Source organism: Cellulomonas sp. Root137 (assembly GCF_001426725.1).
Taxonomy (GTDB): Bacteria; Actinomycetota; Actinomycetes; order Actinomycetales; family Cellulomonadaceae; genus Cellulomonas.
Genome location: NZ_LMFG01000001.1, coordinates 2075829 through 2090676 on the forward strand (window position 1 = coordinate 2075829; position 14848 = coordinate 2090676).

Annotated in this window: 11 protein-coding genes; 5 read left to right on the top strand and 6 right to left on the bottom strand. The window is 72.7% G+C overall.

What is annotated here, in order from left to right; genetic code table 11:
- The first annotated feature begins 130 nt into the window (after positions 1–130).
- Together ASD18_RS09895 and ASD18_RS09900 are read left to right on the top strand one after the other, a co-directional pair.
- Entirely contained in the window at positions 131–1411 is a 1281-nt protein-coding gene (locus ASD18_RS09895; protein ID WP_156387929.1) for a M15 family metallopeptidase, read from the top strand.
- Positions 1412–1982: 571 nt separating this feature from the next.
- The gene (locus ASD18_RS09900) at positions 1983–6575 is read left to right on the top strand and encodes a multicopper oxidase domain-containing protein (RefSeq protein ID WP_235522314.1); all 4593 of its coding nucleotides are present in this window, start codon (positions 1983–1985) and stop codon (positions 6573–6575) included.
- Between the two features lie 78 nt (positions 6576–6653).
- On the opposite strand, the gene ASD18_RS09905 is transcribed toward ASD18_RS09900, so the two are convergent.
- Genes ASD18_RS09905 through ASD18_RS09915 form a run of 3 tightly spaced genes read right to left on the bottom strand, consistent with a single transcriptional unit; the run spans position 6654 to position 8484 of the window.
- Positions 6654–7031 (bottom strand): DUF2255 family protein, encoded by a 378-nt coding sequence (locus tag ASD18_RS09905; protein ID WP_056090001.1) that lies wholly within the window; start codon positions 7029–7031, stop codon positions 6654–6656.
- Complete coding sequence (locus ASD18_RS09910) at positions 7028–7435, bottom strand: cupin domain-containing protein (protein ID WP_056090004.1); 408 nt, start codon at positions 7433–7435, stop codon at positions 7028–7030. Before ASD18_RS09910 ends, ASD18_RS09905 begins: the two co-directional genes overlap by 4 nt.
- A gap of 35 nt (positions 7436–7470) precedes the next feature.
- Positions 7471–8484 carry a zinc-dependent alcohol dehydrogenase family protein gene (locus tag ASD18_RS09915; RefSeq protein WP_056090007.1) on the bottom strand — a complete coding sequence of 338 codons (1014 nt, stop codon included), beginning with the start codon at positions 8482–8484 and terminating at the stop codon, positions 7471–7473.
- Positions 8485–8603: 119 nt separating this feature from the next.
- Here ASD18_RS09915 and ASD18_RS09920 point away from each other — a divergent pair, with 119 nt between their 5' ends.
- Both ASD18_RS09920 and ASD18_RS09925 read left to right on the top strand, forming a co-directional pair.
- Complete coding sequence (locus ASD18_RS09920; protein WP_056090012.1) at positions 8604–9062, top strand: MarR family winged helix-turn-helix transcriptional regulator; 459 nt, start codon at positions 8604–8606, stop codon at positions 9060–9062.
- A gap of 14 nt (positions 9063–9076) precedes the next feature.
- On the top strand, positions 9077–10075 hold the full coding sequence (locus ASD18_RS09925; protein WP_056090014.1) for a hypothetical protein: 999 nt from the start codon (positions 9077–9079) through the stop codon (positions 10073–10075).
- A gap of 33 nt (positions 10076–10108) precedes the next feature.
- Here ASD18_RS09925 and ASD18_RS09930 read toward each other — a convergent pair whose 3' ends face one another.
- Positions 10109–11785: a GAF domain-containing sensor histidine kinase gene (locus tag ASD18_RS09930; protein WP_056090018.1), complete on the bottom strand. Its 1677-nt coding sequence runs from the start codon at positions 11783–11785 to the stop codon at positions 10109–10111.
- 220 nt (positions 11786–12005) lie between these two features.
- Between ASD18_RS09930 and ASD18_RS09935 the strand changes: the two genes are divergently transcribed.
- Positions 12006–13478, top strand: coding sequence for a glutamate synthase subunit beta (locus tag ASD18_RS09935; RefSeq protein WP_056090021.1), 1473 nt, complete (start codon positions 12006–12008; stop codon positions 13476–13478).
- A gap of 19 nt (positions 13479–13497) precedes the next feature.
- On the opposite strand, the gene ASD18_RS09940 is transcribed toward ASD18_RS09935, so the two are convergent.
- Entirely contained in the window at positions 13498–14013 is a 516-nt protein-coding gene (locus tag ASD18_RS09940) for a DUF4334 domain-containing protein (protein WP_056090025.1), read from the bottom strand.
- Between the two features lie 12 nt (positions 14014–14025).
- A complete protein-coding gene (locus ASD18_RS09945) occupies positions 14026–14814 on the bottom strand; it encodes an IclR family transcriptional regulator (protein ID WP_056090028.1) in 789 nt (262 codons plus the stop codon).
- Positions 14815–14848 lie beyond the last annotated feature (34 nt).

Consider the following 14848-nt stretch of genomic DNA (forward strand, 5'->3'; position numbering starts at 1 on the left):
GTGGGATCGTCGGACGACGCACCGCGGAGGACAACCAGTGCTCGGACCACGACGGACGACCCAGGGTCGTCATTCGGCGCGCCCGCGGCAGGGGCGGCGGCCGTGGGAGTCGGTCGTGATCCTCGCGTCGATGGCGTTCCTGACGGCCGTCCTGGCCGCGCCGCCCGTCGACCCCTCCCACTCCGTCGACGTCGCGCAGGCGGCGTCCGGCGGCGAGGCGCTGGTCGCGCAGCAGCCGACCGGACCGGCGTACACGCAGGCGCTGACGCGGCTCGACGACCGCGTGGCGGCGGTGGAGACGGCGACCGTCACGCTCGTCGGCCGTCCGCTCGTCGACCTGACGGAGGCCGCCTCGCGGACACTGTTCCGTCCCGACCTCGTGGACGACACGGCGGCGCCCGTCATGTCGGGACTGACCGCCGACCAGCTCCCGGACCGGGTCCTGGGCGCCCGCCAGCAGGTGGCCTCGGGCGATGTCGCCGCCGCGACGCGCGTGGTCGAGGGCGTCGAGACCGACGTCCTGCTGGTCGCGCTCGACCTCGGCGACCAGTCGGCGCAGAACGCCGCGATGACGCGCCTGCTGGTCGCCGCCGACCCGCAGGTCGCGCTGCTCGACGCGGCCGTCGGGGCCACCCACGCCGCCGCCGAGGTCCGGGACGTCGTCGCGGCCGCCACCTCTGCGGTCCAGGCCCGGGACGCCGCCGCCGGCATCACCGTCGCGGCGCAGCAGATCGCCGTGACCGGGGACGAGGCCGCCAAGGCGGCGGTCGCCAAGGTGGAGGAGCAGGCCCGGTCGACCGACGGGTACACGAACGGGAACATCCCGCTCAAGGTGCTCTGCGCCGTCGCGTTCGCACCGAGCCAGCGCCTGCGCTGCGACGCGGCGGAGGCACTGGCGCGGATGAACGCGGCCTACCGGGTGGACTTCGGCCACGACCTGAGGATCACGGGCTCCTACCGCACGCTCGAGGAGCAGATCAGCACCCGGGCGGCCAAGGGGACCATGGCCGCGGTGCCCGGCACGTCCAACCACGGATGGGGCCTGGCGATCGACCTCGACCAGGTCAACGGCTACCGGTCCGCGCAGTACGCCTGGCTCAAGGCGCACGCGATGACCTACGGCTGGCACCACCCGACCTACATGGACGAGGGGGGCCGCGGACCCCACGAGCCATGGCACTGGGAGTTCGGCACGTCGGACGACGCCGGCACCGGCACGTCGGTGCCGATCACCGCGGGCGTCGCGGCGCCCACCACCCCGACCGTGACCTCGCCCGCGCCGCCCGTCGTCGAGCAGCCCAGCGTCGCTCCGGCAGCGCCTGCCGCGCCCCCCAGTGCGACGCCGACCCCGACCCCGACGCCGACGCCGAGCAGCAGCCCGACCGCATCCACGGGGCCGTCCGCTCCGTGACGCGGCGGTAGGCGCCGTGGACGTCCGCACGGCGTGAGCCGCGGGGGGTCAGGCGCCGGCTGGGACGACGAGGGTGACCGGCCGCGCGCTGGGCTGCGGGTGAAATCCCTCGACCGACGCCCAGCCGCTCCTCGCCTCACTGCGTCCGGCCGCAGGCATGCGGGCCTACCCTCGCCGCGACGTCGGGCGGGCTCTCCGCCCTCGCCACCTGCTCGGACGTGGCTCCCGTCGGGTTCGGCAGCGCCGCCGAGCTCGACTCGGCGGAGAGACCCGCGATGCACGTCGGAGGCAGGGCCCGACGCCCTGTCGGATGTCGGTAGGGACCTTCGTCCGTATCACGGAACAGGACAACCCCGGTATTTCTGGCGCAAGAACTGAACAGCGTGTCGAGAGCGTCCATCGGGGGGCGTGCGGGCGTCCGCCGATCACTGAGCTCACCTAGGCGTGGGCAACGGCCCGGAGTCCAGACGGCCCCGGGAGTCCGGCGGGTGGAAGGAATCTCATGTCAACGCAACTGGTCGTGCAGCCCCGATGTCGGAGTCTGCGACGACGCCCCGGCCGCCGTCGTGCGGTGCTCGCATCGTTCTCGCTCTCCGTCGTCGTCGCGGCCATGATCCTTCCGGCCGGTCCGAGCGGAGCGCTCGGAGGACCACCCGTCGTTCCCGCCGCGCTACCGTCGGGCCCCACGGACTCCACGACGGTCCCGCACTACTTCGGACCGTGGCCCAACTGGGCCAACAGCCCCTTCACCCTCCCGGCGGCAACCGTTGCCCTCACCGGTGACGGCACGGGTGCTGCGGCGACGGCCTCGGTCGACCCGGTCTCCGGCGGGATCTCCGCCGTCGAGGTGACCGCTCCCGGCAGCGGGTACACGGTCGCGCCCCAGGTCACCATCTCCGGCGGCGACGGCACGGCGACCGCGGTGGCGACGATCGCGAGCACCGGCGCGGTGACCAGCTTTGCGGTGGACGACCCCGGGGCGGGCTACTCCGGCTTCGCCGTGACGGTCTCGGACGGCGGAGGCACGGGTGCCGCTGCGACCGCCTCGGGCGGCGTGGACGCGGTCACCATCGCGGACGGCGGCGCCGGATACACGATGCCGACCGTCGAGTTCGACCTGCCCGCGCTGCCGGACGGCACGCAGGCGAAGGGGCACGTCCCGATGGTCGCCAACGGCGACACGGTCGACGGCATGGACGCCGCCGGAACCATCACCGCCGTCGTCGTCGACGAGGCGGGCTCGGGCTACACCAGCGCGCCCGGCGTGGCGATCCACAACGGGACGATCTTCGACCCGATCGCCGGGGCGACGCCCGCCCAGGTCGGATCCACGCTCGCCCTCGTCGCGGTGACGCCGGACCAGCTCGGCGCCGACTACACCAGCGCGCCCACCGTGGTGGTGAGCGACCCCGTCGGCACGGGCTCGGGTGCAGCAGCGAGCGCACGGACGTCGATCGGTGCCGTCACCGGCATCGAGGTGACCCAGCCGGGCACCGGTTTTCTCACGGTCGGCATGCGCAAGTTCCAGGATGCGCTGCCGCTCCCGTGCGACCCGGCCGGTGCAGGGTGCCCGTCCGACCCGTCGGCCAAGTTCCTGCCGGTCGCGGTCCCCGAGGCCAAGGCCTACGGCGCCCAGGAGGCCGACGAGTACGTCATCGGACTCGTGCAGTACCGGACGGTCTTCAACTCGGACCTGCCTCCGACGCTCGTGCGCGGCTACGTGCAGCTCGAGACGGCCGCCAACGCCGCCGTCAGCCAGCACGTCCCGCTGGCGAACGAGCTGCTGGACGGCACGTCCGCACCGGCTCTCGACGCCAACGGCCAGCAGTACCTCGCCGTGACGAGCCCGCAGTACCTCGGCCCGATCATCGCGGCCACCAAGGACCGTCCCGTGCGGATCGTCTTCCGCAACCTGCTCCCCACGGGCTCGGACGGTGACCTGTTCCTGCCGACCGACAGCAGCCTGATGGGCTCGGGCATGGGCCCGATGGCCATGGCGGCACCGGCTGACCAGGGCTCGGTCGTGGACGCGGTGCGCAATCCGGAGTGCACGCAGTACCCCAAGCCGGACAGCTGCTTCGCCGACAACCGCGCCACCCTGCACCTGCACGGTGGCATCACGCCGTGGATCAGCGACGGCACCCCGCACCAGTGGATCACTCCTGCGCAGGAGTCGACCGGCTGGCCGCAGGGAGTGAGCGTCAGCGACGTGCCCGACATGGCCGGGGCCGGCTGCTCCGCCGCCGACGACGGCTGCCAGACCTTCTACTACACCAACCAGCAGAGTGCTCGGCTGATGTTCTACCACGACCACGCGTGGGGCATCACCCGCCTCAACGTGTACGCCGGCGAGGCTGCGGGGTACATGATCACCGACCCGACCGAGCGCGCGCTGGTCGACGCGGGGACGATCCCCGGTGCCGGTGACACGCTCCCGCTCATCGTCCAGGACAAGACGTTCGTACCCGGTGCCGAGCAGCTCGCGGCACAGGATCCGACGTGGGACACCGACCGGTGGGGCACCAAGGGCAGCTTCTGGTACCACCACGTCTACATGCCGGCGCAGAACCCCGGCGACCCGTCGGGCATGAGCGCCTACGGCCGCTGGATGTACGGCCCGTGGTTCTGGCCACCGGCCGCGGACACGACGTACGGACCGATCGCGAACCCGTACTACGACGCCACGTGCAACCTGGACGTCCCGTCGACGTGGCAGTACGACACGGACCCGTTCTGCGAGCCGGAGCTGATCCCCGGCACGCCGAACATCTCGGTGGGCATGGAGCAGTTCAACGACACGCCGCTGGTCAACGGCGTGGCGTACCCGACGGTCACGCTGGACCCGAAGACTTACCGGATGCGCGTCCTCAACGCGGCGAACGACCGGTTCTTCAACTTCCAGTGGTACCGGGCCGACGGGGGGCAGGGTGACGGGACGACCGAGGTCGCCCTCGATCCGGCGCTGCTCGCGGCGGCGCAGACGGACCCGACGGTGTTCCCGACGCCCGTGGACGCCCGGAACAGCGCCGCGGGGCCGGACTGGGTGCAGATCGCCAGCGAGGGCGGCTTCCTGCCGGCCCCGACGGTGATCGACGGGCAGCAGCCGACGACCTGGATCACCGACCCCACGCGCTTCGACGTCGGGAACGTGGACAAGCACTCGCTGCTCCTCGCACCTGCCGAGCGGGCGGACGTGATCGTGGACTTCTCGAAGTTCGCGGGTCAGACGCTCATCCTGTACAACGACGCTCCCGCCGCCTTCCCGGCACGTGTCCCGTCGTACGACTACTACACGGGAGCACCGGACCTCAGCCCGGTCGGCGCTCCGGAGATCCTGCCCGGGTACGGGCCGAACACGCGCACGGTCATGCAGGTGAAGATCGCTGCGACCGCGCCCGCTCCGGCCTTCGACCTCGCCAAGCTCCAGGCGGCGTTTAAGCACAACGCCCAGGGCACCGGCGTGTTCGAGTCCGGCCAGCACCCGGTGATCGTCGGCCAGGCCGCGTACAACAGCGCGTACGGGTCGTCGTTCGCCGCGAGCAGCAACTGCAACGCCAAGGGCTCGCCGCTGCAGAGGTGCGACGGTCTGGTCCGCATCAACGACACGACGACCTTCGGGTTCAACACGCTGCGCGCGCAGGCGACGAAGTCGTCGGTCACGCTCCAGCCGAAGGCCATCCACGACGAGATGAACGCGACCACGTTCGACGAGTTCGGCCGCATGCAGGCCAACCTCGGCGTCGAGGCGCAGCCACCGACTCCGGGGGCGCAGAACGTCACCCTGTATCCGTACGTCAACCCGGCGACCGAGATCATCGACGGCACCGCGCTCCCGAGCGCGGACGTGAAGGTCACACCGGTGTCGTCGACGTCGGACGGGATGCAGATCTGGCGGTTCACGCACAACGGCGTCGACACCCACCCGATCCACTTCCACCTGTACGACGTGCAGGTGCTCAACAGGGTGACGTGGGACAACATCATCATCCCGCCTGATCCGAACGAGCTGGGGTGGAAGGACACCGTCCGGATCGCGCCGCTCGAGGACACGATCGTCGCGCTGCGGCCGATCATCCCGAAGGTGCCGTTCGAGGTGCCGAACTCGGTGCGGGCGCTCAACCCGATGATGCCGACAGGGTCCACCGCGATGTTCAACAACGTCGACGTCCAGGGCAACCCGACGACGCCGATCGCGAACAGGCTGGTGAACTTCGGGTGGGAGTACGTCTACCACTGCCACATCCTCAGCCACGAGGAGATGGACATGATGCGACCGGTCAGCCTCGCGCTCCCACCGATCGCACCGGACGTGCCGACGTTCACCACCACGGGCAACGGGAGCAACCGGCGGCTGGTGCTGACCTGGGCCGACAACTCGATCACCGAGACCGACTTCCAGATCCAGCGCAGCACGGACGGGACGACCTGGACGGCCGTCACCACCGTGTCCCAGCCGCTCGTGGGCAATACCCACGGCGTGCGCACGGCCACCGATCCGACGTCGTCGGCGACAGCGCCTGCGCTGTACCGGGTGGTCGCCCGCAACGCGGTCGGCTACGGCGGGCAGTTCCCGAGCCTGACCGTGCAGAGCACGTCCGCGTCGGCGGCCGTGAACGCACCGAGGGCCCCGACCGGGTTCGCGGCGACGCTCCAGGCCGGGCCGCGGGTGGCGCTGGCGTGGAGCGACGCGGCGACCAACGAGTCCGGGTACGTCGTGCAGCGGTCGACGAACGGGGGAGCCTGGTCGCAGATCGCGGCGCTCCCCGCGGGTGCGAGGAGCTACTCGGACACGGCGGTGACGCTCGGGTCCGCGTACTCCTATCGGGTGGGGGCCGTGAACATCGCGGGTACCGCCCTGAGCCCCACGCTCGATGTCACGGTCAGCGCGCCTGCTGCGCCGGCACCGACCGCGAGCGCGGCCCGCGTCAGCAACACCCGTGAGCGGATCACGGTGACGTGGACCGACGTGGCGAGCGAGACCGGGTACACCGTGCAGTGGAGCTCCGACGGCTCCACGGTGACCGGCTCGACGAACCGGCCGGCGGACGCGACCGCGTTCATCACCGGGAACCTGGCCATCCAGGCGTGGTCCGTCCGGGTGGGTGCGACCAACGTGCTCGGCACGACCTGGTCGGGCTGGGTGCCCGTCCCGGCCGCGCCCTGACGAGGCCGACCGAAGGACGGTGCGGCCGCACGAGCACTCGTGCGGCCGCACCGCTGCGGGTGCGCGCGGCTAGGGCGATCAGTGGGTCGGGACCACGCGCAGGGTGACCTCGGCGGCGTCCGGGCCGACGATCGCGCCGACCGGTCCGGGGCCGTAGCGGTCGTACTTGGCGTGCAGCGCCGCGTCGAGGGCGGCGTGGGGCGCGTCGGCTCCGTCCTCGAACACGACGTCCTTCTCGACGGAGCGGATGCGCACCCGGCCGGTCCCGGACTCGGTGGCCCGACGGAACCAGCCGTTCTGCGGTCCGTGCGCCGAGCGGATGTAGAGGTCGTCGCCGGAGACGGTGAACCAGATCGTCACGAACGGCCGCAGGCTCCCGTCCGGGCGTCGGGAGGCCACCTCGAGCTCGTCCACCCTCGCGATCGTGCTGAGCTCGTCCGCTGTCCAGCCGCTCATGCGCCCGTCCCTTCGTACTGTTCGGGGGTGACCTCGTCGGCCCACTCGGTGTCCGGGCCGGCCGAGCCGTCGCCGATCTCCCACATGGCCAGATGGGTCATGAAGCGGTCGGGTGCGGCACCGTGCCAGTGCCACTCGCCCGGTGGTGTCCAGGCCGTCTGGCCCGGTCGCAGCTCGATGACGCGACCGTCCCGGGTGCCCACCCGGGCGATGCCCTCGGTGACGTGCAAGGTCTGGCCGCGCACGTGACGGTGCCAGAACGTGTGCGCGCCGGGCGCGAACCGCACGGCGTTCACGCGCAGCCGGGCGGGCTCGGGCGGCGCCCCGAGGACGTCGAACCAGACGTCACCGGTGAACCAGGCGTCGGGACCCTTCTGCGTCGGGGGCAGGGGAGTGAGCTCCATGTCGACCTCATTCTCTGTTCGTCGTCCCTGCGCCCTCAGGGCTGCAGCAGGACCTTGATCGCTCGTCGCTCGTCCATCGCGCGGTAGGCCTCGGCCACCTCGGACAGGGGGAGCGTCAGGTCGAAGACCTTCCCGGGGTCGATCTGCCGGGACCACACCAGGTCGATGAGGTGGGGGAGGTACGCACGGACGGGCGCTGGGCCACCCCGGCTGCCCTTGTTGGACCAGAAGATCTGCTCGGTCGGCAGGTCACCGTGCGGGACACCGACCAGGCCGATCATGCCGCCGGGTCGGGCGCACTCGACGGCCTGCAGGCGTGCCTCCTCGGTGCCGACGCACTCCAGCACGGCGTCCGCGCCGATGCCCTCGGTCAGCGCGCGGACCTGGGCGAGCCCGTCCTCCCCGCGCTCGGCGACGATGTGCGTGGCACCGAACTCGGTGGCGACCTTCTGGCGGTCGGCGTGCCGGCTCATCGCGATGATCGTCGTCGCCCCGAGCTGCGCTGCGGCCAGAACGCCGCTCAGCCCGACGGCGCCGTCGCCGACGACCACCACGCTCGTGCCCGGACCCACCCCGGCGGACACCGCGGCGTGCCAGCCGGTGGCCATCACGTCGGACAGGGCCAGCAGGCTCGGGACGAGGTCGGCGTCGGGCTGACCGGGCGTGGCGATCAGGGTGCCGTCGGCGTTCGGGATGCGGATCTTCTCGGCCTGGCAGCCGTCGAACCCGCCGCCGTGCTGGCAGGCGGAGTGCATGCCCTTGCGGCACACGGGGCAGGTGTTGTCACTGTGCAGGAACCCGCCGACGACGAAGTCGCCGGGCTTCACGGTGGTGACGGCGTCGCCGACCTGCTCGACGATCCCGACGTACTCGTGACCGATCGGCACGGGCGTGGCCACCTCGGCCAGCCCGCGGTACCGCCACAGGTCCGAGCCGCACACGCACGCGGCGACCGTGCGGATGACCGCGTCGGTGGGCTCGACGATGGTCGGGTCGGGGCGCTCCTCGAAGCGCACGTCGTTCGGTCCGTAGATGATGGCTCCTCGCATGGAACCCATGGAACCTGGCTTCGCGGACGGCCGGGAGGGCCTGTCGGTACCCCCCTGCGTCCGGCCACCCCTCCGCGCCGCGTCTCCGGCGCCGGTGCTTCACCTGTAAAGTAGTCCGCGTGGACCTCGAGGGAGACGGCGCGCCGCTGAGCGAGCAGGAGCTGGCGTTCCTGCGCGCGCTCGCTCGGGCGCTCGTGTTCGTGCCGCGTGCCCTGGAGGCGGACCTCGGCCGCGAGCACGGGTTGTCGATGAGCGAGTACTTCGCGCTCATGTACCTGTCGGAGTCGCCGTCCGGTGGCCTGCGCATGGGCGATCTCGCCGCCCGGAGCGCGCTGAGCCTCGGTGGGGTCACGCGAGTGGTCAAGCTGCTCGAACGCAAGGGGCTCGTGGAACGCAGGCGAACGCCCGCCGACGGCCGCGGCCATGAGGCGGTGCTGACGGAGTCGGGTCGTCGCCGGTTGGACGCCGTCCAGCCGGCCCAGGTGGCCAGCGCGCGTCGGCGCGTCTTCGACAAGCTGCAGGGCGTGGACCTGCGCGAGGCGACAGCGATCGTGTCCGTCCTGAGCCAGGACGACTGAGGAGAGGACGGGCCGTGCCGGCGACCACCGCGGGGACCAGCGAGTACGACCGGTTCGGTCCGTGGATCGACGAGGTGCGCACGCGGGACGACGTGCCTCGGCTGTTCCGCGACGACCCCGTCGACGTCGCCGGCGCGCGCCTGGTCCTCAAGGTCCCGCGCAACATCGCCCGGCGCGACGCGACTCCGGACATGGACCTGTACGACCACCTGCTCGTCCTCGAGGCGGACGCGCTCACCGTGCTCAGCCGGCGGGGCGGATCGCCGGACACCCTCGGAGGCTACGACCGGGTCCGCGTGCCGCTGGGACAGATCGTCGCCGTGCGGGACGTGGTGACGATGCTCGACGGCCGGCTCACGGTGAGCACCCCGGCCGGCGACCTGCTGTCGGTCCGCTACAACGGCTCCGCCCGGGCGACCGTCGCACGACTGGTCGGTGAGCTGCGCGGCGCCGCAGCCGATCGTCCGGCGAGCCCCGTGGGAGCGGCGCTGAGGGACGCGACCACGGCGCTCCCGGCCCCGGTCCCGCCGTACGGCGTCGGCAAGGACGACCTCGCCCTGGTCAGCGACCTGCGCGAGGTCCTCCGCCGCCACCCGGACGTGACCGCCTGGACCCTGCACGGCAGGACGGCCCTGACACCCACGCGAGGCGGAGCGCTCGCCCGCGCGCGGAACGCCCTCTCGCCGGCGACGCTGCACGGAGCGGTCCTCGCGGGTGACGCGACGGCCCTCGAGGTGCTGGGGCGTCACGACTGGGTGCTGCGCGGCCGCAGCCCGGTCCACTCGGCTTCGCGCACTGTGATCCCGTGGAGCGCGCCCGAGCACCTCACCGTCGCACCCCACCCGGACTACGAGCGCGCCACGCTCGTGAGGGTCAGCACGGGTGCCGCGGAGGTGCGGCTGGTGGTCCCGACCGGGTCCGCGGCCGAGCAGCTGTTCGCCGGAGCCGTGCAGCGCCTCGACCGGCCGCTCGAGGACCAGCCCGGCCCTGGGCCGGCGACGGGGACCAGATAGGCGCGGATCGACCGAAGTCGTCACCCGCCCCGGTCAGTCCAGCGGCGCCGTCCAGCGCAGCAGCGCTCCACGGCCTGACGGCGGCCTCTGCAGCGAGAAGGTGCCGCCGGACTGGCGGGCCCGGATCGCGAGGTTCTTCGTCCCGGAGGCGCGGGTGGGCGCCGCCGGGACGCCGACGCCGTCGTCCTCGACCTCCACGACGATGGAGCCCTGGGGCGGCGACGTGAGCATGAGGCGGACCGCGACCGAGTTGGAGTGGGCGTGCCGCGCGGTGTTCGACAGCGCCTCTCGGACCACCGCCACGACGTTGTTCGCCCGCCCGGGCGCCACGACGTCGTCGAGGAGGGACGGCGCGGGCGACCACGGGGCGCCGTCGGCCAGCGAGTCGCCGTCGACGCTGATCAGCAGCGACGGGGCAAAGCCCAGGGAGGTCCGGGCGAGCTCCACCTCCGCGGCGACACGCTCCACCAACGGGGTGCCGACCCCACCGTCGTCCAGGGTGCGCACGACCACGCGGATCTGCTGGATCCCGGCGTCGACGAGGCCCAGCGCGGAGTCCAGCGTGCGGGCGAGCGCGGGCGGGAGGGGCTCGTCGGTGCTCGTCCGGGCACTCTCCAGCTGCATCCCTGCGGCGAAGAGCTGCTGGATGGCGAGGTCGTGCAGGTCGCGGGCGATGCGGGTGCGTTCGTCGTCGAGCACCGCCCGCCCCTGGGCCCGTCGGGCCTCGGCGAGGACGAACGCCAGCGCGGCCTGCGACGCGAACGTCCGGGAGAGCGCGAGGTCGCTGTCGGTGAAGGGCTCCGCGCCCGCGCGCCGCAGCAGCAGCATGACGCCGACGCCCTGGCCGGCAGCGCGCAGCGGCGCGAACAGGGCCGGCCCGTACCGTGCGAGCGCCGGACTGGCGGCGCCCTCCATCCTGCTGACGAACTGACCGGTGCCGTCGTCGAACGCCGAGCGGACGCGCTCGTCGTCCGTCAGGTCGAGACCGAGGAGCTCGTCCTCGCCGGCACCGGACACGATCTCCACCACCAGCTCGCCGCGGCGACCGGGAAGGACGAGTGCGGCGGTGTCTGCCTGGTCGATCTCCCGGGCCGACGAGGCGATGCGGACGAGCACGTCCTCGTCGCCGGTGTCCTCCAGCAGCATGGTGGTGATCACCTGCGCGGCCGTCAGCCACTGCTGCCGGCGCCGCTCGAGGGCGTAGAGCTGCGCGTTCTGCACCGCGACGGCGGCCGCCGCGGCCAGGGCGAGGACCACCGACTCGTCCTGCTCGTGGAACCCGCCGGTCTTCTCCGAGAGGTACAGCGTCCCGAACCTCGCCCCGCCGACGCGGACGGCCGCGCCCAGGAACGAGCCCATCGGCGGGTGACCGTGCGGCAGGCCCCGGAACGCCGGGTGTGCCGAGAGGTCGTGCAGGCGCAGCACGCCCTCGTCGGGGATGCTGCCCAGCACGCCCCACGCGTGCGGGGGGTGACCGAGGAAGGCGGCCGTGTCCTCGTCCACGCCGCTCTGCACGAACGTGGTCGACGTGCCGCTCTCGTCGACGATGTTGATGGCGCCGTACCGAGCGCCGGTGAGCTCCGTGCTCGCCACGACGAACCTCGTGAGCAGGCTCTGGATGTCCAGGTCCGCCGCGAGGCCCAGGATGGCGTCGAGGAGGGCGACCTCGCTGTGCGACGGCGCGCGGCCGCTCGACTCGTCGACGCTCACGCACGGCCTCCCGGAGTCGAAGCGCACCGGAACCGGGTGCGCGAGGGACCAAGGTCCCATGCCCCCAGGTCGGCGACCAACTGCCACGCCACACCGCCGAGCGTCCACCGGGACCTTCGGCTCGGCGGGCGCACCTCCGTGACCCCTAGGGTGCATCCAGGTCAGGACCGTCGCGGGCGCACGCCCGGGGCCGAGGATCCCGGCACGAGGAGGCGGCGACGTGGCGGACCCCCGGGGATTCCTGAAGATCCGGCAGCGCGAGCTTCCGACGGACCGGCCCGTCGACGTCCGCATCATGGACTGGCGCGAGGTGCACGCGCACCGCGCCGGCCACCCGGACGACCTCACGATGGTGACCCGCCAGGCGGGTCGGTGCATGGACTGCGGCATCCCGTTCTGCCACAACGGCTGCCCGCTCGGCAACGTCGTGCCCGACTGGAACGACCTCGTGTGGCGCGGGCAGTGGGCCGACGCGAGCGACCGCCTGCACATGACCAACAACTTCCCGGACTTCACCGGCAGGCTCTGCCCCGCACCGTGCGAGACGGCGTGCGTGCTCGGCATCACCGAGCCGCCGATCACGATCAAGAACGTCGAGGTCACGATCGTCGACGAGGCGTTCGACCGCGGTCTGGTCCAGCCGCAGCTCCCGCAGTGGATGACCGGCAAGACCGTGGCGATCGTCGGGTCGGGACCGGCCGGGCTCGCGGCGGCGCAGCAGCTGACCCGGTCGGGCCACACGGTGGCCGTCTTCGAGCGCGCCGACCGGCCCGGTGGTCTGCTCCGGTACGGGATCCCCGAGTTCAAGATGGAGAAGCGGCACGTGGACCGCCGCCTCGCGCAGATGGAGGCCGAGGGCACCCGGTTCCACAACGGGGTCGCCGTCGGTACGGACGTCACCGGCAAGCAGCTGCGCGAGCGCTACGACGCGGTCGTCCTGGCCGTCGGGTCGACGATCCCGCGTGATCTGCCCGTGCCCGGCCGGGACGCCGGCGGTGTGCTGCAGGCGATGCAGTACCTGGTGCCCGCCAACCGGGTCGCGCTCGGAGAGGTCGTGGAGGGGCAGACCCTCGCGACGGACAAGGACGTCGTCGTGGTCGGCGGGGGTGACACGGGGGCGGACTGCGTCGGCACGGCGATCCGGCAGGGTGCCCGGTCCGTCACGCAGCTGGAGATCATGCCGCGCCCGCCGCAGGAGCGCCCCGCCACCCAGCCGTGGCCGACGTACCCGATGATCTACCGCGTCGCCAGCGCCCACGAGGAGGGCGGCGAGCGGGTCTACGCCGTCAGCACGCAGGAGATCCTGGCCGACGAGGACGGGCAGGTACGCGCGCTGCGCCTGGTCGAGGTCGAGCTCGTCGACGGGCGGTTCCAGCCGGTCGAGGGCTCGGTGCACGAGATCGCCGCGCAGCTCGTGCTGCTCGCCATGGGCTTCACGGGTCCGGAGCAGGGATCGCTGCTCGACCAGCTCGGCGTGGACCTGACGGAGCGGGGGACCGTCGGGCGGGACGACGACTTCGCGACGAACGTGCCGGGCGTCTTCGTGGCGGGCGACGCCGGTCGCGGCCAGTCGCTGATCGTGTGGGCGATCGCCGAGGGCCGGTCCGCCGCTGCGGCGGTCGACACGTACCTGTCGGGGCTCACCGAGCTCCCGTCGCCGATCCGCGCGAGCACGGGGGCGCTCCGCCCCTGACCGACAGGGGCTCCGCGCGTCAGGCCTCCTGGTGCGCGTCCGCGCCGACCCTGTGCAGCTGGAACAGGAAGGGCTCCGCCATCCCGCGGGAGTCCATGGCGCCCAGGACCGTGTCGTCGTCGACGGCGCGGAAGGCGTCGATGACGGGCAGGTCGTCGTAGACCATCGCCGCCGACACCAGGCCCCGGTATCGCACCTCACGCAGGCGCGCGCGGGGTCGGCGCGTCGACATCAGCGGGCGGGCCACGGCGAACGCGCCGGCCGCCGGCGGTGTGCGCAGCAGCGGAGCCGCCCGCAGCACCACCGCGAAGGGGACCAGGGCAGGGTTGAGGCTCGTCAGGCCGCGTCGGGAGCGGAAGACCAGCGGTCGGACCCGTTCGTCGTCGTCGAACTGCTTGCCGAACCAGCCGAGCCGCTCCAGCACGCCGTCGAGCCGGTGCCCGGTCGGCACCGTCGAGCCCCGCCACAGCCCGCGCAGGCTCCCCGTCGGCACGGCCGGCAGTGCGTCGAAGCGCTCGAGCGCCGCGTCGGTCACGGGCGTGCCGGCTCAGCGCACCATGCTGTGGTCGTACTCGGGTGACAGCCGCGCCTTGACGCTCAGGAGCGTCTCGATGATGAAGTCCTCGCGCCCGGCCAGGCGGCTGATCGGCACGGCGACGCTCACACCGTCGACCGCGGGGCGGGCGAACGGCAGTGCGACACCGAAGCAGCGCACCCCGATGCAGGACTCCTCGCTCTCGGTCGCGTAGCCGAGCCGCGCGGCGTCGTCGATGATCCCGAGCAGGGCGTCGCGGTCGGTCACCGTCTGCGAGGTGATGCGCGCGATCGTCTGGGGGACGAGGCCGGCGCGGACCTCGGCGGGTCGCTCGGCCAGGATCGCGCGCCCGAGGGCGGTGGAGAAGGCGGGCAGGCGCCGCCCGACGGGGGAGTGCATGCGCAGGGGGTGCACGGACTCGCGTTTGGCCGTGTAGATGACCTGGTTCCCGGCGAGCCGGCCCAGGTTGACGGTCTCCTCCGTGGCGCCCGCGATCTCGTCCATGATCGCCTGGGCGCGCGCGAGCACCGGGTCGCCGGCCAGGTACGCGGAGCTGACCACCAGCGAGTGGATGCCCAGCTGGTAGACGCTGCCGGTCTGGTCGGTCTCGAGCCACCCGCGGTCGGTCATCGTCTTCAGGAGCGCGTGCAGGCTGCTCTTCGGGATCCCCAGCCGGGTCGACAGCTGCAGCTGTGTCCCTGGGCCGCTCGCCGCGATCTCGTCGAGGAGGTCCAGGGCGCGAGCGGCCGACTTCACGGGGCCGGCGGCGCCGAGGGTGCCGTTCGGGTGCGGGGACTGCATCGCAGAGCCTCCTGATCTTCCGCGCATCTCGCAC